Source organism: Streptomyces sp. NPDC051677 (assembly GCF_044453465.1).
In the GTDB taxonomy this organism is placed as follows: Bacteria; Actinomycetota; Actinomycetes; order Streptomycetales; family Streptomycetaceae; genus Streptomyces.
Window position 1 is genome coordinate 1 of the sequence record NZ_JBITCT010000076.1, and the last position, 24,822, is coordinate 24,822.

General features: G+C 67.8%; 20 protein-coding genes and 8 pseudogenes. 5 read left to right on the top strand and 23 right to left on the bottom strand.

The features are described from left to right. Positions 1-554: 554 nt before the first annotated feature. Both ACIBAF_RS45195 and ACIBAF_RS45200 read left to right on the top strand, forming a co-directional pair. A pseudogene (locus ACIBAF_RS45195) lies at positions 555-1,883 on the top strand (transposase); the annotation flags it as partial. After that, positions 1,883-2,608: pseudogene (locus tag ACIBAF_RS45200) on the top strand (ATP-binding protein); the annotation flags it as partial. The pseudogenes ACIBAF_RS45195 and ACIBAF_RS45200, both read left to right, overlap by 1 nt. A gap of 482 nt (positions 2,609-3,090) precedes the next feature. Here ACIBAF_RS45200 and ACIBAF_RS45205 read toward each other — a convergent pair. From ACIBAF_RS45205 to ACIBAF_RS45295, 19 genes and pseudogenes are all read right to left on the bottom strand, one after another. Further along, positions 3,091-4,236, bottom strand: coding sequence for a Fic family protein (locus ACIBAF_RS45205; RefSeq protein ID WP_399471982.1), 1,146 nt, complete (start codon positions 4,234-4,236; stop codon positions 3,091-3,093). A gap of 70 nt (positions 4,237-4,306) precedes the next feature. Further along, positions 4,307-4,916 (bottom strand): annotated as a pseudogene (locus tag ACIBAF_RS45210) (integrase core domain-containing protein); the annotation flags it as partial. 331 nt (positions 4,917-5,247) lie between these two features. Beyond that, positions 5,248-5,763 carry a flavin reductase family protein gene (locus tag ACIBAF_RS45215; RefSeq protein ID WP_399471984.1) on the bottom strand — a complete coding sequence of 172 codons (516 nt, stop codon included), beginning with the start codon at positions 5,761-5,763 and terminating at the stop codon, positions 5,248-5,250. A 154-nt stretch (positions 5,764-5,917) separates the two neighbouring features. Beyond that, positions 5,918-7,510: an MFS transporter gene (locus ACIBAF_RS45220; protein WP_399471986.1), complete on the bottom strand. Its 1,593-nt coding sequence runs from the start codon at positions 7,508-7,510 to the stop codon at positions 5,918-5,920. Next, positions 7,507-7,986, bottom strand: coding sequence for a type II toxin-antitoxin system RatA family toxin (locus tag ACIBAF_RS45225; protein ID WP_399471988.1), 480 nt, complete (start codon positions 7,984-7,986; stop codon positions 7,507-7,509). Before ACIBAF_RS45225 ends, ACIBAF_RS45220 begins: the two co-directional genes overlap by 4 nt. A gap of 56 nt (positions 7,987-8,042) precedes the next feature. Then, on the bottom strand, positions 8,043-9,173 hold the full coding sequence (locus tag ACIBAF_RS45230; protein ID WP_399471990.1) for an acyl-CoA dehydrogenase family protein: 1,131 nt from the start codon (positions 9,171-9,173) through the stop codon (positions 8,043-8,045). After that, entirely contained in the window at positions 9,160-10,074 is a 915-nt protein-coding gene (locus tag ACIBAF_RS45235; protein WP_399471992.1) for an alpha/beta fold hydrolase, read from the bottom strand. Before ACIBAF_RS45235 ends, ACIBAF_RS45230 begins: the two co-directional genes overlap by 14 nt. Beyond that, positions 10,071-11,021 (bottom strand): VlmB-like protein, encoded by a 951-nt coding sequence (locus ACIBAF_RS45240; RefSeq protein ID WP_399471994.1) that lies wholly within the window; start codon positions 11,019-11,021, stop codon positions 10,071-10,073. Before ACIBAF_RS45240 ends, ACIBAF_RS45235 begins: the two co-directional genes overlap by 4 nt. Before the next feature lie 24 nt (positions 11,022-11,045). Then, positions 11,046-12,023, bottom strand: coding sequence for a bifunctional lysylphosphatidylglycerol flippase/synthetase MprF (locus tag ACIBAF_RS45245; RefSeq protein WP_399471996.1), 978 nt, complete (start codon positions 12,021-12,023; stop codon positions 11,046-11,048). Then, positions 12,020-12,472 (bottom strand): hypothetical protein, encoded by a 453-nt coding sequence (locus tag ACIBAF_RS45250; RefSeq protein ID WP_399471998.1) that lies wholly within the window; start codon positions 12,470-12,472, stop codon positions 12,020-12,022. Before ACIBAF_RS45250 ends, ACIBAF_RS45245 begins: the two co-directional genes overlap by 4 nt. Before the next feature lie 24 nt (positions 12,473-12,496). Then, the gene (locus ACIBAF_RS45255) at positions 12,497-13,543 is read right to left on the bottom strand and encodes an SDR family oxidoreductase (RefSeq protein ID WP_399472000.1); all 1,047 of its coding nucleotides are present in this window, start codon (positions 13,541-13,543) and stop codon (positions 12,497-12,499) included. A 48-nt stretch (positions 13,544-13,591) separates the two neighbouring features. Next, the gene (locus ACIBAF_RS45260; RefSeq protein WP_399472002.1) at positions 13,592-14,851 is read right to left on the bottom strand and encodes an aspartate aminotransferase family protein; all 1,260 of its coding nucleotides are present in this window, start codon (positions 14,849-14,851) and stop codon (positions 13,592-13,594) included. 61 nt (positions 14,852-14,912) lie between these two features. Then, the gene (locus ACIBAF_RS45265) at positions 14,913-15,416 is read right to left on the bottom strand and encodes an SRPBCC family protein (RefSeq protein WP_399472026.1); all 504 of its coding nucleotides are present in this window, start codon (positions 15,414-15,416) and stop codon (positions 14,913-14,915) included. Between the two features lie 344 nt (positions 15,417-15,760). Next, complete coding sequence (locus tag ACIBAF_RS45270) at positions 15,761-16,903, bottom strand: transposase (protein WP_399472028.1); 1,143 nt, start codon at positions 16,901-16,903, stop codon at positions 15,761-15,763. Next, a pseudogene (locus ACIBAF_RS45275) lies at positions 16,895-16,996 on the bottom strand (transposase); the annotation flags it as partial. The pseudogene ACIBAF_RS45275 and the gene ACIBAF_RS45270, both read right to left, overlap by 9 nt. A gap of 610 nt (positions 16,997-17,606) precedes the next feature. Further along, positions 17,607-18,164, bottom strand: coding sequence for a transposase (locus tag ACIBAF_RS45280; RefSeq protein ID WP_399472030.1), 558 nt, complete (start codon positions 18,162-18,164; stop codon positions 17,607-17,609). Then, positions 18,161-18,451, bottom strand: coding sequence for a winged helix-turn-helix domain-containing protein (locus tag ACIBAF_RS45285; protein WP_399472004.1), 291 nt, complete (start codon positions 18,449-18,451; stop codon positions 18,161-18,163). The genes ACIBAF_RS45280 and ACIBAF_RS45285 overlap by 4 nt, the downstream gene beginning before the upstream one ends. Further along, complete coding sequence (locus ACIBAF_RS45290; RefSeq protein ID WP_399472006.1) at positions 18,376-18,699, bottom strand: helix-turn-helix domain-containing protein; 324 nt, start codon at positions 18,697-18,699, stop codon at positions 18,376-18,378. The genes ACIBAF_RS45285 and ACIBAF_RS45290 overlap by 76 nt, the downstream gene beginning before the upstream one ends. A gap of 31 nt (positions 18,700-18,730) precedes the next feature. Further along, positions 18,731-19,187 (bottom strand): annotated as a pseudogene (locus tag ACIBAF_RS45295) (IS110 family transposase). A gap of 46 nt (positions 19,188-19,233) precedes the next feature. On the opposite strand from ACIBAF_RS45295, the pseudogene ACIBAF_RS45300 reads away from it, so the two are divergent. After that, positions 19,234-19,431: pseudogene (locus ACIBAF_RS45300) on the top strand (ATP-binding protein); the annotation flags it as partial. Positions 19,432-19,441: 10 nt separating this feature from the next. Here ACIBAF_RS45300 and ACIBAF_RS45305 read toward each other — a convergent pair. After that, positions 19,442-19,843, bottom strand: a complete 402-nt coding sequence (locus ACIBAF_RS45305) for a hypothetical protein (RefSeq protein ID WP_399472008.1) — start codon at positions 19,841-19,843, stop codon at positions 19,442-19,444. Between the two features lie 230 nt (positions 19,844-20,073). On the opposite strand from ACIBAF_RS45305, the gene ACIBAF_RS45310 reads away from it, so the two are divergent. After that, the gene (locus tag ACIBAF_RS45310; protein WP_399472010.1) at positions 20,074-21,606 is read left to right on the top strand and encodes an ISL3 family transposase; all 1,533 of its coding nucleotides are present in this window, start codon (positions 20,074-20,076) and stop codon (positions 21,604-21,606) included. 425 nt (positions 21,607-22,031) lie between these two features. On the opposite strand, the gene ACIBAF_RS45315 is transcribed toward ACIBAF_RS45310, so the two are convergent. Both ACIBAF_RS45315 and ACIBAF_RS45320 read right to left on the bottom strand, forming a co-directional pair. Continuing rightward, complete coding sequence (locus ACIBAF_RS45315; RefSeq protein WP_399472012.1) at positions 22,032-23,006, bottom strand: ribosome-inactivating family protein; 975 nt, start codon at positions 23,004-23,006, stop codon at positions 22,032-22,034. Between the two features lie 250 nt (positions 23,007-23,256). After that, positions 23,257-23,562: pseudogene (locus tag ACIBAF_RS45320) on the bottom strand (methyltransferase); the annotation flags it as partial. Positions 23,563-23,587: 25 nt separating this feature from the next. On the opposite strand from ACIBAF_RS45320, the pseudogene ACIBAF_RS45325 reads away from it, so the two are divergent. Further along, positions 23,588-23,878: pseudogene (locus tag ACIBAF_RS45325) on the top strand (IS5/IS1182 family transposase); the annotation flags it as partial. A 499-nt stretch (positions 23,879-24,377) separates the two neighbouring features. On the opposite strand, the gene ACIBAF_RS45330 reads toward ACIBAF_RS45325, so the two are convergent. Beyond that, positions 24,378-24,779, bottom strand: coding sequence for a hypothetical protein (locus ACIBAF_RS45330; RefSeq protein ID WP_399472014.1), 402 nt, complete (start codon positions 24,777-24,779; stop codon positions 24,378-24,380). Between the last annotated feature and the right edge of the window lie 43 nt (positions 24,780-24,822).

A 24,822-nucleotide genomic window follows, 5' to 3' on the forward strand; every position in this document is an offset into this window, starting at 1 on the left:
GCCGAACAGGCGACGGCCGAACCAACGAATCTGAACACCCATCAACCCCTGCTGACCAGCTGATCAGCACATCCCGCATGACGGGGGAACCTCAGATCGTAGAGGAGACCAGGCCGGACGCTCGTTCCAGTTCCCGCTGACCCTGCTGTTGGGCCAGGTGACCCCGCTGTGGTCGAAGTTGATGACGAAGTGCTCGCGGGCGGACCCGTCGTCCCTCTCGCGGTGCGGGGAGTGGTTCGCGCGCAACAGCCCGATAAAACTCATCTTGTGGGAGCGGGCGGCCGCGTCGAGCAGACGACGGAGGTGAGCCGCCGTGGACCAGGTGCTCGAGGGGCATCAGTCGGCACCGATACCAGGGCGAGCCCGGCAGTGGCAGCTGGAAGCCCAGGGCGGCCAGATCCGTGATCACGCGCACGCTGTCGTCGTCGCAGGTCTCGGTCACGTGCGCGAGGTAGCGTCGGGCGGTGTTGCCGCGCAGTGCGGAGCGCGACTGAACGTCGCAGGGAGCAGACCTGCGGCCCGGTCCGCCGACTGTCCGACTTTCTCGCGACGCAGCGCACGGCAAGATCCGCGCGGACGTGGTCCACAAGAGGATCGTCGCGATGGGCTTCACCGGCGGGGAACGCACCACCCGCTGCACCGTTGCCGAGGCGAAAGCCCAGTTCAGGGCTGGCCGACGGCGGGTCTATCGGCCGTGGGTGACCGAGCCGGGGCTGTGGATTCAGTACGACTTCGGCGACGGGCCGACCATCGCCGGCCGCAAGACCATCCTGTGGTGCGCCTGGCTGGCCTGGTCCCGGTTCCGGATCGTGATCCCGATCTGGGACAAGACGCTGCCCACGGTCACCTCGTGTCTGGACGCGACGTTCCGCCGGATCGGCGGAGTGCCGGCCTACGTCCTGACGGACAACGAGAAGACGGTCACCACCGACCACGTCGCCGGGATCGCGGTCCGCAACCCGGAGATCGTCGAGGTCGCCCGGCACTACGGCACGACCATACGCACCTGTCTGCCCGCGGACCCGGAGACGAAGGGCGGTTCCGAGGCGACAGTGCGGATCGCGAAGGCCGACGTGGTGCCGAAGGACGTCAACCTGCGCGAGCACTACAAGACCTTCGGCGAGTTGGAGGCGGCCTGCCGGGCGTTCTGCGACGAGGTCAACTCCCGCACCCACCGGGCAACTCGGCGCAAGCCGGCCGAGCGGCTCGCCGAGGAATAACAGCGGCTGCACCCGCTGCCCAGACGGCCGTTCACCGCCGCGTTCGGCACCACCCGCAGGGTGAACTGGGAGTCGACGATCTCCGTCGAAGGGGTCCGCTACTCAGTTCCGCACGAGCTGATCGACAACCGGGTCTGGGCCCGGTTCCACGGCGACGAGCTGATCGTCACCGCGTTCGGCCAGGACGGCTCAGCCCGCGAGGCCGCCCGCCACCGCCGCGGCCAGCCGGGCGCCCCGGTCCTGGACGACGCCCACTACCCGCCGCGGGAGAACAAGGACAACGACCGCACTCCGAAGGCCACTTCGGCAGAGGAGGCCGCCTTCCTCCAGCTCGGTCCCGGGGCAGCGTCCTGGCTGGTCGAAGCCGGGGCCGGCGGGGTCCGCCGCATCAAAGCGAAGATGGCCGAGGCCGTCGCCCTGTCCAAGCTCTACTCGGTGGCCGAGGTCGACCGGGCCCTGGGCACCGCCGCGGTCACCGGCCGGTTCGCGGACAAGGACCTGCTGTCCATCGTCGACTACCAGGCCACACGAGAGCACACCGAACCCGTCCGCCGCAGCGAGGAACACTCCCTGCAGCCAGGCACCTCCGCCTGGTCCTCCTTCGGCCTGCCCACCCAGCCCGCCTCCGACGTCTCCGAGCACGACGAAAGCGATCCCGCCTGATGGCCACCCCACTTCGCACCGTTCCCGGCACCAACGGCGACCCGCTCGCCGAGGCCATCGAGCTGACCCGGCGGCTCAAACTCCTGCACCTGTGGCGGGTGTTGGCCGGCCTGATCCCCACTGCCAAGGCACAACGCTGGGACCCGGCCGAGGTCGTCCGCGTCCTGCTGGCCGAGGAAGCCGCCGGCCGGGACCGGGCCAACCTGCACACCCGCCGCAAGCGGGCCGGTTTCCCCACCGGGAAGACCTTCGGCGACTGGGACGAGACCAAGTCCGCCATCCCCCGCCCCACCCAGGACGCCCTCAAGTCCCTGGAATGGATCGGGCGACGGGAGAACTTCTGCATCTGCGGGCCCTCGGGCACGGGCAAAAGCCACTTCACCGAGGCCCTCGGCCAGACCGCCATCGAGGCCGGGCTGACCGTCTCGTGGTTCACCATCGAGGACCTCGGAGCCCTGGTCCGCCGGCACCGCGCGGACGACTCCATCGCCCGAGCCCTCGCGAAGATCATCCGCTCGGATCTGATCATCGTCGACGACATCGGACTGCTGCCGGTCTCACCGGACGCTGCCGAGGGCTTCTACCGCCTGGTCGATGCCGCCTACGAACGACGCTCGGTCGCCGTCAGCAGCAACCTCCACCCCTCTGGATTCGACGAGATCATGCCCAAAACCCTGGCCACCGCGACGGTCGACCGGCTCATGCACCACGCTCACGCGCCTATTTGTACCCCTCGGCACGCCTCTGACCAGGTGTTTTGTGCGGTTGGTCGAGAGTGAGGTCAAGCGGCGGCGGTGAATAGAGTTAAGAACGGCAATCGAAGCATGTCTCAGTAGGCGCTGCGCCAGCTTGTCGGTTCTTGACCTGACGTGAACGAGCGCCCTGCCCCTGCATCTCGCGGGGGCGGAGCGCTCGCGCTCGACGGAGGGAAGACGCTGCCCTTGCCGAATGCCTCGTCCGCCCTGGTGGGGTCGGTGTGCGGGGTATATGGGATCTTGACGCTGGCCGCTCGGGTCGGTGCTCTGGCGTGATTGCCGACGGCCGCGGCGGCATGATCGATCGTGCTGATGCGACTGGCCTGCCTGTGCGTGGCGCATGCGTTCGCTCTGCTGCGTCTGTCGGCGGTGTGCGAGTGGCAAGGAGGTGGGAGGGACCCGGACGGTGGTCGTACCCGATGCGTCGGCGAACCGGTCGCGCAAACCGACGATCAGCTGCGCCGGTAGGGGTCGGCGAACGGCTCCAAGGACTGGCGGACCTCCTGTTGGGCGGCGTCCAGGCGCGGACCAGGGCCGTAGTGACGGGCGCGGGCCTTGCCGTGTGGGGCCAGCCAGCCGATGCGGACCAGATCGCGGATGTCGCGGATGGCCTGCTGGTCGGAAAGGTCGGCGTCCTGCTGGTAGACGGTGCGGCGGACCTTTGAGCCCCAGAAGGCGGGAAGCAGGGCGTAGACAACGCGTTCGTCCAGGCCGTCAGCGGCGGTGGCCTCGCCCAGGTTGATCCAGGCGCGGGCAAGCAAGTCGGTGCGGCGCCGGGCCTGCTGGGCCTGGCGGTGGTGGGCGCCGAGGCAGAACCGGATCCACGGATGCGTGTCGCGTCCGGGACTCCACTTCGGGCCACCGACCTGTTGGAGGACTTGGTAGTAGGCGTAGGTGTTCTGACCGCGGCCCAGCCACTCCTCGATGCTCGAGAACTCCGGCGGCAGCATCTGCTCGGCCTCCCGGGCGAACACCAGCGTGGACAAGGCGCGGGACATGCGCCCGTTTCCGTCCTTCCACGGGTGGACGTTGACCAGGTTCAGATGCGCCATCGATGCGCGCACGTGCACGGGCGCGTCCAGGTCGCCGTCATTGAGCCAGTCGATCAGCTCCGTCATCAGCCCCGGGACGTGTTCACTATCGGGGGCGGTGTAGGCGGGTACGAGCGGGTCGTCGGGGCTGGTGACATACACCGGCCCGTCCCGCCAGCGGCCTGGGCGCTTGTCCAGGTGGTGTCCCTGGAGCATGAAGTGCAGTCCGCCAAGCAGGCCCGCGTCGTACCGGAACTCCGGCCCGGCATCCGCCAGGGCCTGGATGTAGGTCATCGCACGCTGGTAGCCCTCCAGCTCCACCCGGGTACGGTCTGCGGTCTCCAGCGGCTCCTCGCCGGCCATCAGCGCCTCGACATCGTCCACGGTCGCGGCGTAGCCCTCGATCGTGTTCGACCCGGCGATCGCCCGCGCCGTCAGGTTTCGCCGCAGCTGCCCCGACCACCGTGGCTGCGCACGCAGCTGATGCCGCAGCTTGCGCCGCATCTCCTCGATCTCCGCCAGGACGCGGTGGTCGTCGACCTCCAACGCCGGAGTCTGGTACAACATGACTCGATGACACCATGACTACATCATCATGTCAAGCAGGGTTGCCTTGCTGAATCCCCGTCCGTACAGGTCATGCCGCATGTTCGTACTCGTGGAGGACGCCGGCAAGGCGGTCTCGTCTGCGTACATCGAGGCGAGCTGTCTCGTTCGGATCCGTGATTGGCGCGGGTAACGAGTGCAGCGTCCGGGCCTTCACGATGCCCTGATGGGGCCGGTGTCTGTTCTAGAAGTCTTCGAACTCCCGTAGGGCGTGGAGGAGATGGCGCTGGCTTCAGATCAAGGTCCGGTCCAGCAGCTCGCGACGGCAGGTCTGTACCCACCGTTCCATGATCGCGTTCATGCAGGGCATCCGAATCCCGCTGAGCACACCTCGATCCCCGCATCGGCCAGGACGGCGTCAAACAGAGCGGGGAACTTCCCGTCCCGGTCCCGGATCATGAACCGCACCCCGGCAGTGCGCGTCCTCGAGGTTCATGACCAGGGGCGGCCTGTACCGCCCAGGCGGCGGTCGGGTGCGCGGTCGCGCCCGGCATCCGGATCCGACGACCGGCATGCTCGATCACCGCGAACACATACAGTCGGACCCCGGACAGCGTGACCGTCTCCAGGAGGTCACAGGCCAGGAGGGCCTCGGCCTGGGAGCGCAGGAAGTCCGGCCACGTGCCACCAGCCCGCTCGGGTCGGCGGCGCCTGCGGTGTCCGTGGCGATCTCGAAACTCTCAACGCCAGGCCCTGGAAGGCCACTTGGCTCGAAGAACCGGCGGTCCGCCACCCGCTACGACGTGGGCAGGACCGTGAAAGATGGTCATGTCGAGCACGATCAGAAACAGATGCAGCGTGGGAGGGGACCGGATGCCGACCGGAGTGGCTGTCGCATGCGATGGCGATGAGTGTCTCGCCATCTACCTGGGTGTGGAGACCGGCGACGACGAAGACGCACGGTCCGCCTCCGAGGCCTTGCAGATGGCGCGCGACTTCCCGAACATCGGCACTGCCTATACCGGCACTGGATCACTCCGGGAGGCCCAGCGGCCACGTGGCGTACCGCCGCAAGCCGTACAATAGCGGCGCGGCGGCGGCCAGGGGTGTGGTCACCTCCTGGACCTCGCCGAACACCACGGTGTGGTCGCCCACCGGCTTCGTGGCCGTCACCTTGCAGTCCGCCACCGCGCGGGCATCGTCAGGCAGATGCGGACCGGCCGCCGCGGGCGGGACCTTCCAGAGCACCCGGTCGAAGCGGTCCGGTGAGCCCGAGGCGAACAGCTCTGCCACCAGCCTCCCGCCACCGTGCAGCAGGTTGACGGCGAAGGACCCACGCTGCTCCACCGCCCGCAGAGTGGCGCTCCCCTGCCTCATACAGACCAGCAGCGTGGGGGGATCCAGGGCCACACTGCACAGCGAGGAGCAGGTCATGCCTCGTGGCCTGCCTTCGAGGTCGAACGTGGTGACGACAACGACACCGGTCGGAAAACCTGACATCAGCGAGCGGAAGTCCTCCGCCTGGGCCGACTCGACGGACCTGGTCATCGCCGTGCACTCCTAGGGGATCGCAGCGGCCCCTGGCCGCCGGGCTTCGTGATCGCATGAGCCGAGGGCCGGCGGCAGAACTGCCGTACGGCCGGCCTCGGCCCGGAAGGGCCCTGTCTTCGGAATCCCGCCGGAGGGTGAGGGGCTCACCGGCTCAGGAGGACGTCTCCGGACGGAGTTCCACCGCCGCGGGTACCGCCGTCGTACCGCTGTCCTGCCGCCGCAGCAGTACGGCCGCCGCGACGGCACCCAGCACCGCGCCCACCGCCGCCACCAGCACCGCCGTGTGCAGCCCGTCCGCCATCAGGTCGCCCACCGAGCGCAGCACGCTCTGCCGGACGTCGGTCGGCAGAGCGTCAGCACCACGCGACTGCCCGTGTTCGATGGCATCGGCCAACTTCTCCCGGGCGGGGTCCGGCAGCGGGAGCTTGGCCAGCACGTCCGGCAGACCTGAGTGCAGCTGTTGCTGGACCAGGGTGCCGGAGAGGGCCACACCGAAGACGGCCCCGATCTGACGGCAGGTCTGGGACATCCCCGAGGCGACACCCGCCTGTTCCGGTGGCACCGCCGACAGCAGCGCAACCGTGGCCGGTGCCCCGACCACGGACACTCCGGTGCCAATCAGGACCAGGGGCCACCAGTAGGTTCCGAAACCACTCTCGGCATGCATGCCCACCAGGCCCACGAATCCGCCTGCCGCCACCAGGGAGCCGGCCACGATGGCGGGCCGGGTTCCCAGCCGGGCGGCCACGGCCGGCGCCAGCAGCGACGCCACCGTGATGGACGCGGTCAGCGCCAGCAGCCGCAGACCGGTCTGCACGGGGGTGAGCCCGCTCACCTGCTGCAGGAACAGGGTGAGCAGGAAGATGACCCCGTACAGGCCGAAGAAGCTGAGAAAGTTCACCGAGCACGTCATCAGCACGACCCGGTGACGCAACAGGGTCAGCGGCAGCATGGGGTGCGAGGTCCGGCTCTCCCAGCGCAGCCACCCACCGAGCACCAGCACCGAGCCGACGAACAGCCCGACGATCAGCGCCGACCCCCAGCCCCGCCGTCCGGCCTCGATCAGGGCGTAGGCCATCACACCGATGCCGGTGACGAACAGCACCTGACCGATCCAGTCGGCCTTCCGCCCGGGCACCGCTGTCCTAGGCTCCGGCCGGGCCGACCCGAGCGGCAGCAACCACGCCAGAGCCCCGAGTGCCAGGACACCGATCGGCAGGTTGATCCAGAAGATGCTCTGCCAGGAGTACGCGTCCACCAGCAGCCCGCCGACGATCGGACCGGCGGCCAGGGCGACGCCGCCCACCCCGGCCCAGGTCGCCACCGCGGACGCCCGCGCCCGTTCCTCGGTGTAGAGCTGCCGGATCAGGGCCAACGACACGGTGATCATGACAGCGCCGAAGACGCCCTGCACGGCCCTCGCCACCAGCAGCGCCTCAATGCCGGGGGCCAGCGCACAGGCCACCGACGCGGCGGTGAAGCCGGTCAGACCGACCAGGAAGACCCGGCCGCGCCCTAGGGCATCACCGAGAGTGCCGGCCGTGAGCAGGAAACAGGCGAAGGTGAGGACGTAGATGTCGAACACCCATTGCAGGTCCGAGACCCCGATGTTCATCTTCTCCTGCATGTCGGGGAGAGCCACCCCAACGACCGTGCTGTCCAGGTAGACCATGACGACTCCGGCGCAGATGAAGGCCAGGCGCAACGAGCGCGGGCCGCGCCCCTGAGGCTCCTGAGCCGTCACAAGCCGACGACCGCGGTGTCTTTGCTGCTGCTGGTCAGCTCGATGTCATCTCCCAGCAGACCGCGCAGGATGAGCCCGATGCTGTCTATGAGGGCGCGCATGGCGACCGGGTTGATGATCGGCTCCAGACTGGGGATGCCCATGTCGAACTCGCAGGAGAACAGCACCACGACGTCGTCGTCGGTCTGCCGAACGTCCCAGCTCCCGACGAACCGGGCGAAGTCCCCGGTGAGTTGTTCGAAGGTGATACTCCGGGCGACGGGGTCGATCACGTCCCGTTCGGTCCACTGCAGGACGCCGCTGCGGAAGTTCACCGCCCAGGCGGAGTCGACGGTGCCCGCCTCGTCGGCGACTACCGTTACCTCGCGCACGGCGTCGGTGTGGTCGGCGTACCGCTCGAAGTCACGAACGCGGTCGAACACCTCGTCCGCGTCCCGACTGGTGAGCAGTCCCTCGACACGTATCAAGCAGGGCATTGCGGATTCCTTCCAGAGAAGTCGATCGCTCCAAGACCGGCCGGCGGCGGGCCGGTTCAGCCCAGGACCAGCGGTCCGTCGGCGAAGGCCGTGCACAGCGCCTGAGCGGACCAGGCGCGCGACGGCGGGTGGAACTTCAATGCGGCCGCGCACGCGGCCAGATACGACGTCTCGTCGCTGGAGACGTACGACATGCCGCCAAGGGCCTCAAGACAGCGCGGCACCACCCGGTCGATGGTGTCGTGTACCGAGAACCGGACCACAAGAGACTGCAGCAGTTCCGCCTGCCCCGCGGGACCATCGCCGTCCAGCGGCGAGGCGGCGCCCACGATGGCGCCCATCGCGGCCTCCAGCTCCACCAGGATCCTGGCCCGTTCGGCGGCGTCTGTCCGGTCCCGGGCGAGCACCTGTTCCGCCAGCGCGCTGGCCATGCCCAGATACGAGGCCGCCATCATGAGCTCGAACCAGATGAAGCCCACGGTCTGGATCCGGTCCAGACTGCCGTCCTCGCCCAGTTCGGTGCGGACCACCATGTCCGCGGGCACCCGGACGTCCTCGAGCCGTACCTCGTCGCTCTCGGCACCGGCCAGCGCGGTGGTACCCCAGAACGGGTGCACGGAGATGCCAGGAGTGGAGGCGGAGACCAGCGCCACGGCCAGCTGCGGACCACTGTCGGTGTCGAGCGTCACGGACGCGGTCAGCAGATCCATCGACGCGGACAGGCTGCAGGGCTTCTTGACTCCGTTGAGGACGATGTCGTCACCGTCCTGGCGGGCCGTGATGGAGGAGGCCAGGATCGACTGCCCCGACCTTCCCTCGGCGAACCCGGAAGCCATCAGCAGCTTCTGGTCGGCGACGGCTTCCAGGAGCATCCACTCCAATCCCTTGGTGGCCTCGTACGCCTGAATCAGTCCCGCGACCGAGAAGTGGTGCATGGTGGTGGCCACCGCCAGGGACGGGCTGCGCGAGGCCACAGCCCGCTGCAGTCGTACGGCTTGCACGGCGCTCGCTCCCAGGCCCCGGTGCTCCGAGGGCACCACGAGCCCGGGACCGCTCGCTTCCTTGAACAGGGTCAGTGCGGGGCCCTGCGGCCGTTCCCGCTCCTTCAGGGGAAGAGCGGCCAACCGCTCGTCCAGGCCGGGCAGGAACGTCTCCAGCGTCTGGCGCTCTGGCTCAAGAAACCGCATTGCTGTCTCCTACGGGTCCGTGCCAGGGCTTGCCCGCGAGCGTGCTGTCGATCCATCGGCCGATCTCCCTGGCGATCGGCTCGGGACGGTTGACCCAGGCGGTGTGGCTGAGCCGTTCGGCGTGGTGCCAGCGCGACACCTCCGCGTCTTGCAGCAGCCCGCACAGGGCGTCCACCGCGCCGGGCGGGGCCAGCAGATCGTTGCCGACCGATACCGCGAACACCGGCAGGCGAAGGTCCGAGATCAACTGTTCGTAGTCGACGTCGGCGCCGGCCGGGCGGTAGCGGCCGGTACGGGCCATCCGAGCCCAGTCACCGACCAGGACCCGGGATTGACGTCCGGCGAAGCGCAGGACGTCGCCGGGCCAGTAGCCGCGCAGCCGGGCGACACCCGCGACGGCGTTGGTGCCCAGGAGCGGGATCAGCCCGGTAAGCCCCGGATAGGTGCGGAAGTGCGGTGTGCCTGCCGCGACCAGCAGGATGCCGTCCAGCTCGGACGGATTCCTGGCCGCGTACATCAGGCCGATCTGCCCGCCGATGCTGTGCCCCAGCAGGAACACCGCACTGCCCGGCGCCCGCTCGCGAAGGGCGCCGAACACGGTGGGGTAGTCCACGGTCGCAAGCTCGTGGTAGCCGTACCGGGCCGAGGCGTCCGGTCGTGGCCGGCTGTCGCCGTACCCGCGCAGATCGGCCACCGCCACGCCCAGGCCGTGTGCCGCCAGCGCGGCGGCGAAACGTCGGTAGAACCGCGCCCGTACGCCCAGCGCCGGCCACACGACCACCAGTGGGGCGCCCACCGGTCCCGGCCAGCGGAGCACCGCCAGCTCGGCGCCGTCCGGCAGCGGCACCGTCAGCCGGTCCGGCACAGCGTCCGCTGCCGGACTTTCGGCCCGATCGGTCACTCGCCCATCCCCATGTAGGCAAGGCGGGTGGTCTGGGTCTCGGCGGCCCACTGCAGGGCGGTGGCGATCCGCTCGTCGGGCGTGGTGTCCAGCAGCCGGCGACCCGCCCAGATCTCGTGGTCGCCGATGACGTCGGCGACCTGCTGGATGCCCTCCTGGAACAGCTCCTCCCGGCGTTGCAGCACCGCGAGCACCGGCAGCGTGCCCCACAGCTCGTTGCCGCGCCGGACCACGCCCGCTAGATGCTCCTTGACTGACGGGTCACGCTCCAGGTGCCGTTTCACGATCTCGCTGCCGACGGTCAGATGACGGATCTCGTCGATGCCCGCTCCGCGCTCCACGCTCGCCGCAGCCGGGTCGACGATCTTCCACTTGTGCTCGCTGAGTTCGCCGGTGGGCGCCAGCACCCCCTCGACCAGGATGGTCAGAACGGCGACTCCGGAGACGAAGGCGTGCGGCCCGTTCATCACCTCCAGGCCGAACTCCTCGAGCGGGTCGAGGACGTTGCGCTGGTGCTCACCCGCGCACTCCTCCATGACGTCGTCGAGTTCCGCCTCCGGGATGCCGACCTCCACCATGTGCGCACGGAACGCCTGGGCATGCCGCGCCTCGTCGATGAGCTGAGTCGCGTAGAACTCCATGCACTTGACGTCGGGAGCGTTCTGCACGAGGGAGGTGATGGCTCGTGCGGCCTTGTCCTCGGCGATGGAGCGGAAGGAGAACTCGAAGAGGAGGGCGTCACGCAGCGGGCCCGGCTTGCTCATGTAGTCAGGCGTCACGGCGTCCGGGTGATGGCCGTTGACCAGCCCTTTGAGCGTGCCCTGGGCGACGTTGGCGATCCAGTAGTCCAGGTCGCAACGCTCGGGGCTGAGCCTGAGCTCACGGGCCCCCTCCAGGACGTTGGGGGCCAGGTCCCAGTCCGCCTCGGGCGCGATGTTCGTCGTCATCCTGTAGTCCTCAGGGTTGTCGGGTCAGATGGCGTTGGTGATACGGAACAGTTGCCAGAGGGCAGCCGGCCGGAGCCCGCCTCGGAAGGCCACATACTCGGGTTCGATCGCCTGCGGCGCCCATTTGAGCTTGAACGCTTGCTGGGACAGGGCCGGGTAGACGAAGGCGCCCCGCTCAGCGATCAGCCGCACCATCCGGCTGAGGACCGGGCTGGCGTTGGCGGGCTCGGCGCCCAGCCCGGCGAACGGGGTCAGTCCCAGGTGGAGCCACTCGGCTCCTTCCTCGGCGAACGTCTGCAGGGCGGCGAAATTGATCAGCTCGATCGTGCCGACCGATGCCTCCGGGGTGCGCCGGGTCAGGTCGTACAGCCAGCCGGGACGGCTGCCGTACGAGGGCGAGTAGGAGACGTAGCCGATGACGGCTCCATCCCGCTCGGCCACGAACAACCGCCGGTGCGGGGTGCCCCGGCCGGTGCGTTCGCCCACCAGGAAGGTCATCCGTTTGACGTGCCAGCCCTTGTCGCGCAGCCATCTGCGGTCGATCTCGTCCAGTTCCGGCGGCGGGTCGGCGGTCGGCACCTCACGGACCGACACCTTCTCTCGTTTCGCCCGGGCCATGTTCTGCCGGATCTTGGCCAGTGCCTTGCCCTTGAGCGAGAAGCGGCCCAGGTCGACGCTGTACGAGCTGCCCAGTTGGTTGACCGTCCAGTCCCGTCCGGCGAACAGGTCCAGGTCCGTGGCCCGTACCTGCACGGCCACCAGCCGCTGCCGACCGCCGACCACCCGCTCCTGGAACTCGGCCAGCAGCGCGCCGCGGTGCTCGGGGGGCGCGAACGGCCCGCCGAAGGTGAACACGGTCCCGCCGCGCCGCCGGTAGGAGATGACACCCGGCACGGATGCGGAGGTGAAATGCTCGACGCCGTCGTTGTAGGCGAGGAACCCGCTGGGATGATCGGCGTACGTGGCGATGCTCTCCAGCGCGTCCATCCGCGCGGCCGTCATACGGGCTGCACCTCGCCCTGCTGTGCCGCGAAGGCTTTCTGACGGCCGGTCTCGAAGTGCTCGAACGGCTCGCTGATCGGCTTAGCGTAGTTGCCCAGCAGGCCGCGGTCGCCGAACAGATGCAGGGGGACCACCAGCAGGGCCCACTCCGGGCCCACCAGCCAGGCCCACAGGAGGATCACCGCTCCGGCGGACAGCCAGGTATGCATGACGTTGTACAGGATGTGGAACACCGGGTGGATCCGCCCGTCCCTGGACAGGGTGTAGGCGATCAGGCCCGGGATGTAGCCGATGATGTCGATGTAGGCGAACAGCAGGATCGCCGGTCCCCAGCGCACCTCATCCACGTGCCACAGAAAGGCGACGGCGGCCACGGCGAGGACGCCGAGGTATTCCGCCCGCGTGGTGCGGTAGTTCTGCTGGTGCCCGAAGGCTTGCTCCGCGCTCATGGTTTCCTTCCCACACCCGCGCGGTCAGGCCGCGGCGTAGACCTGGTACCGCTTCTGGATCATGTGGCGGATGGAGGCCCGCCACGCGTTCTCGCTGGCCTTGACGTCCGCCGCGGACTCGCAGCCGGGGATCTCCGTCAGCGAACTGGGGATCGGGTGCTCGTGGAAGAGCACGGCTGTCATGTCGAGCAGCCGGTCGAGCCGGGTCTTCGCCCAGTCGGGCACCACGTCGAAGAACGCGGGGCGCACCAGGCGTTCCACGATGTCGGGGGCGAGGACCCGCAGAGGGTTGACCGTGATGCCCTGGGCGGCGGCCTCTTCGATGATCACTTCGGTCAGCCGGCCGGAGGTCAGGGCGTAGAACCCGCTGCTGAGCCAGTACTCTCCGTGCCGGACGTCCTGGTCCAGCAGCGTCACGATGGCCCGGGCCACCACGTCCTGGGGGACGAAGTCGACGTACCCCGTGGGATGGCTGGGAACGAAGGGCAGCCGGTTGCGCAGGACGTTGTGGGCGAAGTTGTGCAATCCCTGTATCTCGGAGATCTCTCCGGTGACGGAATCCCCGATAATGATCGAGGGCCGTACGATCACGGCCTCTGCCCCGCTCTCCCGGACGATCTTCTCGCCGGCGACCTTGGACGTCACGTACAGCGAGGGGCTGCTGCCGGCCCGGCCGGTCTGCTCCCCGCCCGCCGCCCGGATCTCCTCAGCGCGTGCGACGTAGGCCGTGCTGACGTGGATGAGCCGTGCGTCGGCGTCGACGGCGAACTGCGACATCCCCCGTGCGCCCTGCACGTTGAGGGTTTCCATCTCCTCCGCGGTGCTGCTGAACTTCACCATGCCGGCGGCGTGGATCACGACGTCCGCCTCTGCGCAGAGCTTGCGGTAGGTGGTTTCATCCAGCCCCAGCAGAGGCTGGGAGACGTCGCTGTGCACGACCTCGTCGCAGCCGGAGGGGGCGGTTCGGTGGACCAGGGCGATGATGCGGTGGTGCCGTAACTGGGGTATGAGCGCGGTGCCGAGTACTCCGGAGCCGCCGGTGAGCAGGACGGTCTTGTTCGTCGTTGCCATGTTCGTGCTCTTTCCGAGCTGTCGGGTCGACTGGGGGAGGGGACGGTCTCAGAACGTCTTCGCCATAGTCGTCAGCGCCCCGTCCACCGCTTCCAGCAGCTGGGTCTCCTCGTCGGGAGTGATGACGGCGGGCGGAGTGATGCGCACCACCGGGTGCGCGTTGAGGGAGTGGTTGACCACCACATGACGGTCAACAAGCTCTAGCAGCAGTTCTCCGGCCTGGCTGGCGTCGACGAGTTCGATCCCGATGAGCAGGCCGGCGCCGCGCACCTCGCGGACCAGGTGCGGGGCCCGGGAGGCGGCGATGGCGCGCAGACCTTCCAGCAGCCGAGCGCCTGTCGCGGCGGCTCGGTCGACCAGTTGCTCGTCGCGGATCACCTCGATGGTGGCGCGTGCCGCGGCCATCGCGATCGGCGCCCCGGAATAGGTGGACGTGTGCAGAAAGGGATCGGCGTCGAAGGGCGCGAACGCCTCGGGGGTGGCCAGTGCGGCCGATACCGGAACCACGCCCCCGGACAGGGCCTTCCCGATCAGCAGGACGTCGGGCTGCACCTCCGCGAGATCGCAGCCCCACCAGGCGCCCAGCCGTCCCAGCCCGGTCATCACCTCGTCGACCACCAGGAAGGCGTTGTGCTTGCGGCACAGGGCCGCTACTTCCTTGAGGTAGCCGGGCGGCGGTATGATCACGCCGGCCTCACTCTGTACCGGTTCGAGCACGACGCAGGCGTCACCGTCGCCCGTTCGGAGCGCGGTGGCCAGCGCCGTGGTGTCGCCGAAGGGGACGTGGCCCACGTCGGGCAGCAGCGGCCGGAACGGATCCTGGTAGAAGGGCTTCGCCGTCAGTGACAGGGCTCCGAGGGTCTTGCCGTGATAGCCGTTCTCCATCGAGATCAGCCGACGCTTCCCATGGGCCCTGGCCAGTTTGATGGCTGTTTCCGTGGCCTCGGTGCCGGAGCCGGAGAAGTGGACCCTTTCGAGCCCGGCCGGTGTGACCGAGGTCAGCGCCTGTGCGGCGAGTCCGACCACGGGGTCGAGGAAAAGACGGGTGGAAAGGGCCTGCCTTTCCGCCTGCTGTTGTACGGCCGTAACGATGTGCGGGTGCCCGGCTCCGGTGAAGAACACTCCGTAGCCACCGCAATTAAGGAATTCCTGGCCGTCGGTGGTGGTGATGCGGGCACCAGACGCGGATTGCTCGACGAGGCTGCCGAACATCGCGGCGAGTTGGCTGCGCCCTTTGCTGAGGTGTGCCCGGTGCAGGGCGATCGCTTCATCGTTGGAAATATCGCTGGATAACGCGGATGTATTCATTCTGGCGTTCTTCTCCAGGAAGGTAGCTCGTTGTTCGCCGCAAACACAGAGGGCGTCATGTTCACTCCATCGCAGCCTTGAGCCTGGCCAGCGTGGCGCGAATGCCCTCCCGATTGACCGCGGGGCGGCGCTTCGGCGGGGTGCCCGTGAAGACCAGGCCCAGGAGTTTGGCGGCCGGGGCGCTGCGGCCGGTTCGCAGGTCCTCCCAGTACTCCGTCACCAGGCAGCCGCCGTCTTGGTCCTCGAAGCGGTAGCCCCACAGGGCGACCGGCATACCGAACGTGCTCACCGTGAAGGCGAAGTCACGTGCGTACTCGGCGCGTACGACGGTGCACGAGGTGAACCAGCACCACAGTCGCTTGCGATTCCATCCGATGAACCATGTTCCCGGCTCGAACTGTCGACTCCAGGACCAGGCACCCAGGCATTCGGGGCTCCACTCGCCCATGCGCCTGACATTGCTCACCGCACGGTAGACGAACTCCGCGGAAGCCATGACGAGAATCTTTTCCTCGACCCTCGCAGGGTGATTCATCGACGCTCCAAAAGCGGCGGAAGATTTCATTTTTGGATCAAATTGGACAATCCGGCAGGATGTTTTGCTCAATGCGCGGATTGTTAAGTAGAATCCGGCGGGTGCTGGTCCCTGGCGGAATTCATGGTGTCAACTTTAGCGGCTGAACTTGAAGAGTCAAGAGGTATTGGTCGGGTCCAGATTCTGTCGTCAAATGATCTTGGTGTTAACGATCAATTTTTTCCCGGGCGAATTCTCTGTCACGACACTAGCCAAAGCGGCAAGCGGCAACATTCTGCGCACTCTCGCCTACGCGGAGGTCTGCGAGGGCAGCGCACAGCACCCTGCAGCGTCTTGCGGTCATCGATCCGCTTGCGCCCCGGCAGCCGCAGAGGTCAAGCGGCTATGTGCGCTCGGGGCAACGATTCATGCCGAGCGCGAGGCACCGCGTGGCGGCCGCGGTAGTTGAGGTGTCGTCCGAAGCGTTGGAAGATCTGGGCGAATCCCGGCTCGACCAGAGCACTGCGTTGACGGTACTGGGCCCGTCCTGTCGGGGTGGCAAGGCGGGCCGCCATGTCCTGCTGGCCGGCAGGGGCCTGCTGGCGTTTCGCGGGAAGGCCTGCCTGGTCGGCATCGCTGGTGACCGAGACCAGTAGCGGGAGGTCGGCGAGGGTCTCGAAGGACGCGTCGGAGGCGTATCCGCTGTCGGCGAGCCAGAGTTGGATGTCGCCGGGGAGCCGTGCGGCCCGGTGATTGTGCTGCGTCTTCTTCACCCTGGGAACGAGGGCCGTCCTGTCCGAGGGATTGTCGTGCGCTTCGATGACCAGCAGGAACTGACGGCGGGCGCAGACGATCTGGATGTTGTATCCCTGCAGGTAGCCGCCGCGTTTGCCGGGAATCAGCCTGGAGTCGGGATCGCTCAGGCAAGCACGGGACTCCGGGGACGGGACGGGTCGGGGTGTGCGGGCCCGCTCCAGCCAGGCCCCCATCTTCACCAGTCGCGTTCGCTGGCGCACGAGGACGGTCTTGCGCACCATCGGGACCGGCGGACCCAGGCGCTGGAGCCGCTGGTTGGCGTCGCGCGAGGCGTTCGCCTCCATCGGTGAGCCGTCCACAGCCACCGCCGAAAGATCGACCAGGCCACGCCGGCCGCACAGCGCCAGCACCTGCACCTGCACGAACAGTGAGTTCAAGGCGGCACGGTGGCGTCGTGCGAACTGCGCGACGGCGGAGTGGTCCACTCGGCGGTTCGCGGTGATGATTCGGCAGCCCATGTCGTCCCAGCAAGCCTGCTCGATGCGATTGGAGGAACGCACTCCCTTGCTGTAGCAGTACAGGAGCAGCGCGATCAGGCTCGCGGGAGGGTAGGCCACCACGCCGCGCCCGTCGTCACGGTAGGTGTTCTCGAACGCCGATAGGTCAAGTAGCTCGACGATGTGGAGCGCCTTCCAGCACAGGTGCTCGGGCGGCGTCAGGCAGCGGCCGTGATCAAGGTCGGGGTGATCGGCGCCCGTGCCGGCCGCCGTTTCCTCCCACACCCCGGCTTCCTGCCACTCGGCCAGCCGCCGCCAGCAGGTAGGCCCGGAACCGAACCCCAACTCCTGTGGCAGGTACTCCCACTGAATGCCGGTGGGGTGCATCAACCGATGCCGCCGGAGCAGTCCCGTACGGCTCCGTTCAAGGTCTGTTGCATCCAGATGACGGACGCGTGCAACAAGTTGGCGATCCGTGTAACGGTGTATCCCTCCAAGGCCAGCCTCAGGACCTGGCCCTCAGACCCGGTACAGATTGGTGCGAGGGCGGTTGCGGGTGTGGCAACTCGGCGTAAGGTGACCGCCGCCGACACCGCGCTGGCGATCACAAGCGCACAGGAGGTGACTGCGCTAGTAAGCATGATTCGGGATCGGCGCGTGCTCTGACTGGATGACTTCATCAGTGCTCCCTTTGATCGTTTTCGATTGATGGCCCACATGCGTAGGAACACGACCTGCGTGGTTGAGCCTGGCCTACGCCTCACTGGCCGCCACGCAGGTAACGACGGTGCTGGGCGTGAGCCGCTGTTTCGGGTTTCTCAGCAGGTGAGCCGCCTTTTGCAGTTCGGGGGCAATCGAGCTGCCGCCTTGGTGCTGGGCGCCGCACGGACTTGGCGCAAAGATAGGGTGAAGCATCTGTGCAGCACATCGGCCAAACGGAGTAGGACGGGCCTTGAGCCTTGGTCCTGGATCCACGGGACAGTGATTCCTACTGAGCTCTTCGGGTTGTTGTCGGCCGGTGGGTGAGCGTGAGTCCGGTGCCGGCAAGGCAACCATCGATCAGGTCGGGCCGTAACTGGATGTGACGCAGGCCTCGGCGGAGGGTGCGTTCGAGGTGTTCGTCGTCGGTGAAGGCGGCGTTGGCCAGTGGACCACGCCGTAACAGCGACCAGATGCCTTCCACTGGGTTCAAGTCGGGTGCATAGGAGGGAAGTTGCACGATGGTGAGCGAGTCGTGTTCTGCTGCGTAGTCACGCATCCCGGCGGCCCGGTGGGTGTTGAGATTGTCCCAGATCAACACGACGGGGGCTTTGAGCTGGACGTGTGCGCGCACGACCAGGTCGCGGTAGTCGCTCCACGCGAAGGTGTCGCGTCCTTGGCCCCGGTGCTTGCGGTGGCGGCGCGGCCGGTAGATGAGCCGGGAGGTCTCACCCGGCTTGTAACAGCACATCGCCGCGATCGACCAGCGGCGCCAGGAGCGGCCCCGCACCCGCACCACCGGCGTGTGCCCACGCCGGCTCCAGGTGCGCGCACGGGGCGGCGTCATCGAGAACCCGGCCTCGTCCTCGAAGACGATGAAGGCTCCCAGCGCCGCCGCAGTCGTTCCGCCTGCGGCCACACGTCCTTCTTCCATAGGCCAACCCCGTCCTCGTCGCGCTCCAGTGCCCGGCGGGCGGGACACTGCCAGGACCAGCCGTGCCGGTGCAGCAGCCGCCACACCGCGGCCGACGAGCAGTCGATCCGAAACTTGAAGGCGATCAGCGCTCTGATCCGCGCCAGGGTCCACCGCTGATCTTCCCAGCCGTACTCGGCGGGCCCGAGAGCCAACTCCATCTCCAGCTCGGCGAACTGGCCGTCCGCAGCTTGGGCAGCTTCGGCGGCCCCGTGGAGGCGAGCGCGGCCGTCCCGCCGTCCCGCCAGGCACGGAGCCAGCGTTCCACCGACCGCTCACTCACCCGCAGATCCCTCGCGATCACCACGGTCTTCTCACCACGAGCGAACCGCTCGCCAGCCTCGTACCGGATCCGTTCACGAAACTGCCGCCGCTCCGCGGTCAGCCCACCACCCTGCGCGTACCGCATATCACCGGCCTACTGCAGGGATCACCACACGTCACCACCCCCGACAACAATCCGAAGAGATCAGTGGGACGTTGACGCGGCGGCGGGCAAGGGCGAGGACGGGCTGGGTGTGACGCTTGCCCTCGGCGCGTTTGCGGTCGTAGAACTGACGCGACTCATCGCAGTGCCGGATGCTGAACAACGCAGAGATGTAGAAGACGCGTTGGAGGCGGCGGTTGTAGCGCTGCGGCCGCCGCAGGTTGCCGCTGATCTTCCCGGAATCGCGGGCCACCGGGGCGCCGCCGCCGAAGCCGGCGAGACGGTCAGCAGTGCCGAAGACCGTCATGTCGCCGCCGGTGGCCGCCAGGAACTCGGCGCCGAGGATCACACCGAAGCCGGCGGCGAGCTGCGCCAGAGCGTCGTGCCGATGCAGGTACACCAGATCGGTCAGAGCATGCTGGTACGGCGGGAGCTTGAGCGGCGTCACCCTCGCGGGTGACGATGAGCATGGTGACCCACTCGACCAGCGCATGGGATAGCTCGAGTGCGGCAGCACGCTACGAGAAGGGCTCCATCATCCTGACCTCGAACAAGACCTTCAGCGAATGGGGCCAGGTCTTCGGTGACGAGGTCCTCGCCACCGCCATCCTCGACCGACTCCTCCACCACTGCGAAGTGATCTCCATCAACGGCCCCAGCTACCGGCTCAAGAACCGCCTCCAGGCCATCGAGCGAGAGAACGACGTGGCCTGACCAACTGCGATCAAGACACCGGAACCTCGCCCGGCGGGATGAAGGCGTCGGCGCCATCGGCATCCTCGACATGCCCCTGAGCATCGACCGTGATGGCCGTCGCCCGCCCCTGCGACGTGATGAGCCAGGCCAGCACCTGTTCCGTCAACGGTGTCCCCCCTGGCCCCTCATCCTTCCAATGCACCCGCCACCCTCCACCAGGCACCGCGGCCACGACCTGGTCAGCTCGCTCCAGGTGGGAAAAGTCCTCGTAGTCCGTCACTGGACGCAGGGCACCCCGCTTGGGATCGACGACCAGGGCCGTCCCGGTCGCCTGGTCCCAGCCCTCCACACGCACCATGCGGCCGATCTCGGTGTCGGTACCATTGAAGATCGCGGTCCAGCCGGTCTGATTGAAATAGCGAAGAGACACCACCCCATCATCTCGAACCACGACGCCCGCGCTTCACAGGTCTCTTTGCTCTGCACGTTCATCCGTACGCGGCTCTGCACATAGGCGGCCCTGGCAAGATTTCCGTGAAGCAGGCGCATGCCACCGTGCGGTGACGCTCCGTCACAGGTTGCTGCACTGTCAGCGAGTGTGATGACCTCGTACAGATCTTGTCTCCGCATCTGGATGCGGTGCGGGTGGAGCGAGTGTGGGTGGCGGGCGGCGTGGTCCGCATCGCAGCCTGCACCCGCGAGTTGATGGTGGCGTGCCCGGACTGCGGTCGCGGTTCTGCGCGGGTGCACAGCCGGTACTCCCGCACGCTGGCCGATGTCGCTGCCGGTGGCCGCCCGGTGCTGATCAGTCTGATGGTGCGGCGGTTGTTCTGTGACAGTGCGGACTGCGGTCGGCGGACGTTTGCCGAGCAGGTGGAGGGGCTGACGGTGCGCTATCAGCGTCGCAGTCCGCTGCTGCAGCATCTGGTCGAGATGGCCGGGGTGCTGCTCGCCGGCCGGGGCGGGGCCCGGCTTCTGCGCATCTTGAAGACGCCGTTGTCGCGGACAAGTGTGCTGTTCCAGTTGATGCGCATGGGACTGCCGTCGGCCGTGACACCGCGGGTGCTGGGCGTGGATGACTTCGCGTTGTACGCGGACGTCTACGGCACGCTGCTCGTGGATGCCGACAGGCGGTTGCCGATCGAGTTGTGGGCCGGGCGCGATGCCGAGCAACTGGCGTCCTGGCTGCGTGCGCATCCCGGCGTCGAGGTAGTGTGCCGGGACGGTTCGCTGGTCTACCGGCAGGGCATCACAGATGGAGCCCCGGAGGCGGTGCAGGTCAGCGATCGTTTTCACCTGTGGCAGGGGCTGTCGAAGCGGGTCTCGGACATCGCCGCGGCCCACCGCGACTGCCTGACCGCCGCGGTGCCTGAGCCCGAACCGGCCCCACCGCCGTCGCACGAACCGTGTGAGGCGGCCGATACTCCCGCTCGCCGTCACGCGAAGCGACTGTTCGAGACCGTCCAGGGATACACCGGTACAGCCCGCAGTCTCAGCGCGATAGCCCGCGAACTCGGCTTGAGCCGCCGCACCGTGGCCAAGTACGCACGCGCTGGATCCTGGCAGGAGTGCATACGCCGCACACCGCCCCGCCGGTCCACGAGCCTCGACCCGTATCTGGACTACTTGCGGCAGCGGTGGGAGGAAGGCGAGCACACCGCGACCGTGCTGCACCAGGAGATCGCCGCCAAGGGCTACCGCGGCCATTACCAGCGGGTCAAGATGGCCATCGCGCCGCTCCGTCGCGGTCTGCCGATCGACACACCGCGCGAGCGGCCACCCTCGCCCCGCCAGGTCGCCCGGTGGATCACCACCACACCGCCCCGGCGCGGCCTGCACGCCACCGAGGCACTCCATCGACTGCTCGAACACTGCCCGGAGCTCGACCAAACCCACACTCTGGTAAGGCAGTTCGCGGCCATGCTCGATGCCTGCGACGCCGCCCCGCTGCCGGACTGGCTCGACCAACTCGCGGACTCTGGCCTGCCTGCCTTGGCGAGCCTGGCCAACGCCATTCGCGAAGACCAGCCAGCAGTCGTGCAGGGGATCAGCACCCCGTTCAACTCCGGCGTCAACGAAGGCCGCATCACGGATCTGAAGCTCCAGAAGAGGATCATGGCTGGCCGCGCCGGTGTTCCGCTCCTGCGCCACCGCGTCGTCCTCATGGCGCACCTCCGACGCTGCTACCCGTGACGGAGCGTCACCGGCGCACGGTGGCATGCGCCTGCTTCACGGAAATCTTGCCAGGGCCACATAGGCGAGTACGCCGACAACCGCAAGAAATACAGCGGGAAACACAAGGTCCATGGCCTGCTCTTCCTCGCACCGACCGACGAGAAGGGAAACCTGATCTGGATCTCCTTCGCCCGCCCTGGCCGGGCCAGCGAGATCACCGCCGCCCGCCACGACCCACATCACCAGGCATCTACGCAAGGGCCGCCGTCACTTTCAAGCGGACAAGTACCGTGCCACGACAGCGAGAACGTCCCCGCCAACCACACCGTCGCGCACATAGCGATGGCTTGCGACATATCCCCAGGACCGGCATCCTTGGCCACCGCGCCGAGCAGGCCCGGACGGACACCGAAACACCGACCGGGCCTGCTCGGCGGGGTGGGTCATTCGGAGAGCAGGCAGATCGCGAGGATGGTCGCCATCGCCTGGATCGTGGTCGCCCTGAAGTCCACTTCTGGCGTCTGGGGGTCGTCGATGGTGAAGTCGATCGCTGATCCGGTGTTGAGGCTGTCGAGTGCCTGCTTGGACGCCTTGCCCCAGTCGGTCATCAGCTTGCCCTCGGCCGGTGTGACCACGTGACTGTTGCTGCCCTGGAAGGTCGGGGCGAAGGATGTCTGGATCGGGTCGAACCGAGCACCCTCCGCGATCGCGGGAATGAACATCAGCATCGCCCGGGCGACGGTCTGCTCGTCCGACTCCCCGGCTGCCGTGGCGATCATGTTGCGGTAGGCCTCCTCCCATGTCCCTGGATTGGCGTTCACGCCGACACGGCCCCGGCCGGGGCCGGCCGCCCTCTCAATCTCGGTGTAACTGCCGTTGAACGAGACGGCGTTGGGTGTGGCGTTCCCTGTCTGTCCCCGGTAGCCCGTGTCGTCGTCTCTGAAGAAGAAGACCTGTTCCTGACCCTGGGGCGTCGCCACGAGCCAGCCGACGACGAACAGGTCGCTGGCGCGCATGAGAATCCGGAAACCGGCCGGAGTCGTCGGCGACTGGCCGATGTTGCGGTTGGTCACATCGATCGAGAACAGGTCCCTGTTGGCGGGATTGGTGCGCAGGATCCCCTCCCGCAGCGTCGGGGATCCCTGACCCGACGCCCGTTCTGTGGCACGCTTGCGCACGGCCTCGATCATCGCGTTGTAGGCGCTGGTACCGCCACTCATGTCCCAGCCGATGTCCTTGTCGTCGTCAATGGCGCTGGCCTTCTCCTGGAACTGGGGGGCGACCAGGGCGGCGCCGCCCAGGAGCGTGGCAACGGCGAGGAAGAGCGTCAGGAACTTCGTGTTGAGCCATCGGGAGCCTCGTCTGTGCCCGCGGGCACTCCTTTTCGGTGACTTGGCCGAATCCATGTCCGGATGCATGCGTGTGTTCCTTCTGTTCGGTGGGCTGTCCTTGCCTGGCGGATCCGCATGTCCGCATCGGACGCTGCGGAACCGGCAGGAGCAGCGGGCCCGGGGGGCGGGCCGCTCTCTGCTTTCATTAAGTTTCCTGGTCGATTTGCGGTGTACACCAGAGTCAAACGTCCCTACCGGTCGGTTAGCGCTCCAGTCGCAGTTTGCTATCGCCGCTGGTCAGGGACCGGGTTTCTGAGTGCACTCGGCTGATATGCCGTCAGGTGGCTGGAGTTCGTGACCTCGGGTGTGGCGGCGGTGGTGGCAGCAGTCCGGCGATGGCCTGGTGGCGCCTGCGCCAGTGGGACCAGCTCATCGCGTGGCCCGTGCGCCAGTGGCGCGTCGGCGAGAGAATGGTCAAACGCAGGTGCGGATGGGCTCGCGCGAGTTCGATCGCGTTGACTCCGTGTCCGCCACCGCAGTCCAGCAGAGTCGAGACCCCCGTCAGGTCAAGCCGCTCCACCAGGTACCGCTTGACCATTTCCGACCAGGAGGACATGAAGTCGTAGAAGACGCGCTGGAGTTGCGGGTGCTCCCTGAGCGCTGTCTACCAGGTCGCGGCCGCCCACCCCACGATCCGCAAGGTGTGGGTCGACGGCGGCTACCGCCAGCACCTCGTCGAGCACGCCGCCACCCTCGGAATCGACATGGAAATCACCGCCCGCGCCCCCGGAAGCAGAGGCTTCACCCCGATCCCGAAGAGGTGGACAGTCGAGCGCACGTACGGCTGCTTGGTGCTGCACCGTCGCCTGGCCCGCGACTACGAATTACCCCGAGCTCGGGGTAATTCGTACTATTCCGCGCTTCGAGTTATCCCGAGTCGACGCTATACGTGCAGGTAGAAGCGGTAAGCAGGCGTAGAACGATCGGAATAACGCAGGGGTCGCGTTCGGCGGCTCGGCCTGCCTGACTGGTGGGAGCCCAGTTGGGAGGGCGGTCATGTATGAACGTGATCCGTCGCGAGTGGTGGTGACCGGGCCGCTGGCTCCGTACGCGGCCGGCCTGTGCGTCGCAGTGCTGCACCAGGGCTATACGGCCAAGTCCGCCTGTGAACTGCTTGCAGCTCACGGCCCACTTGAGCCGCTGGATGGGGGTTCGTGGGCTGGGGCCGTCCGCGTTGACCGAGCAGGTGATCGCCGAGTTCCTCGTCGAGCGTCAGCACCGTTACCGGAAGCGGACGACCCCGCGCGCTCTGGTGCCGTTGCTCACTGGCCTGCGGGCGTCCGGAGCAGTTCCGCAGGGGCTCGTTCCCGTCGGCGACAGCGAGGTGGACGTGCTGCTGGGTGAGTACCGGCGATATCTGCGGGAGGAGCGCGCGCTGGCTGCGGTGTCGGTCCGCCGCTACCTGCCGCCGGTGCGGGCGTTCTTGTCCACGGTGTCCCCACCGCTGCCGCAGGGTCTGGCCGAACTGACCGGCGAGCATGTCACCCGCTTCGTCTTGGAGGGAGCCGTGCGCCGCAGTGTCCCCGACGCCAAGAGCATGGTCACCGCTCTGCGGTCGCTGCTGCGGTTCTTGTTCGTCACGGGCCGGATCAGCAGGCCGCTGGCCGACGCGGTGCCCACCGTGGCGAACCGGAGGCTCGCCACCTTGCCCGGCCGGCTGACGGCCGGTGAGGTGAGCGCACTGCTGTCCGGCTGCGACCGGAGCACTCCCGCCGGGCGGCGCGACTTCGCGATCCTGACCGTTCTGGTCCGGCTCGGGCCGCGCGCCTGCGAGGCCGCCGCCATCGAGGTCGGCGACATCGACTGGCGCTCAGGTGAACTCACGGTCCGCGGCAAGGGCGGG

Bases quoted from the DNA above. Each gene is read 5' to 3' on its own strand.
- ACIBAF_RS45205 (WP_399471982.1), bottom strand. From the start codon at position 4,236: ATGTTGTACCAGACTCCGGCGTTGGAGGTCGACGACCACCGCGTCCTG.
- ACIBAF_RS45215 (WP_399471984.1), bottom strand. From the start codon at position 5,763: ATGACCAGGTCCGTCGAGTCGGCCCAGGCGGAGGACTTCCGCTCGCTG.
- ACIBAF_RS45225 (WP_399471988.1), bottom strand. From the start codon at position 7,986: ATGCCCTGCTTGATACGTGTCGAGGGACTGCTCACCAGTCGGGACGCG.
- ACIBAF_RS45230 (WP_399471990.1), bottom strand. From the start codon at position 9,173: ATGCGGTTTCTTGAGCCAGAGCGCCAGACGCTGGAGACGTTCCTGCCC.
- ACIBAF_RS45240 (WP_399471994.1), bottom strand. From the start codon at position 11,021: ATGACGACGAACATCGCGCCCGAGGCGGACTGGGACCTGGCCCCCAAC.
- ACIBAF_RS45245 (WP_399471996.1), bottom strand. From the start codon at position 12,023: ATGACGGCCGCGCGGATGGACGCGCTGGAGAGCATCGCCACGTACGCC.
- ACIBAF_RS45250 (WP_399471998.1), bottom strand. From the start codon at position 12,472: ATGAGCGCGGAGCAAGCCTTCGGGCACCAGCAGAACTACCGCACCACG.
- ACIBAF_RS45255 (WP_399472000.1), bottom strand. From the start codon at position 13,543: ATGGCAACGACGAACAAGACCGTCCTGCTCACCGGCGGCTCCGGAGTA.
- ACIBAF_RS45260 (WP_399472002.1), bottom strand. From the start codon at position 14,851: ATGAATACATCCGCGTTATCCAGCGATATTTCCAACGATGAAGCGATC.
- ACIBAF_RS45265 (WP_399472026.1), bottom strand. From the start codon at position 15,416: ATGAAATCTTCCGCCGCTTTTGGAGCGTCGATGAATCACCCTGCGAGG.
- ACIBAF_RS45280 (WP_399472030.1), bottom strand. From the start codon at position 18,164: ATGACGCCGCCCCGTGCGCGCACCTGGAGCCGGCGTGGGCACACGCCG.
- ACIBAF_RS45285 (WP_399472004.1), bottom strand. From the start codon at position 18,451: ATGGAGTTGGCTCTCGGGCCCGCCGAGTACGGCTGGGAAGATCAGCGG.
- ACIBAF_RS45290 (WP_399472006.1), bottom strand. From the start codon at position 18,699: ATGCGGTACGCGCAGGGTGGTGGGCTGACCGCGGAGCGGCGGCAGTTT.
- ACIBAF_RS45315 (WP_399472012.1), bottom strand. From the start codon at position 23,006: ATGCATCCGGACATGGATTCGGCCAAGTCACCGAAAAGGAGTGCCCGC.
- ACIBAF_RS45330 (WP_399472014.1), bottom strand. From the start codon at position 24,779: ATGTCGCCGACCTCGATGGCGGCGGCCTCGCAGGCGCGCGGCCCGAGC.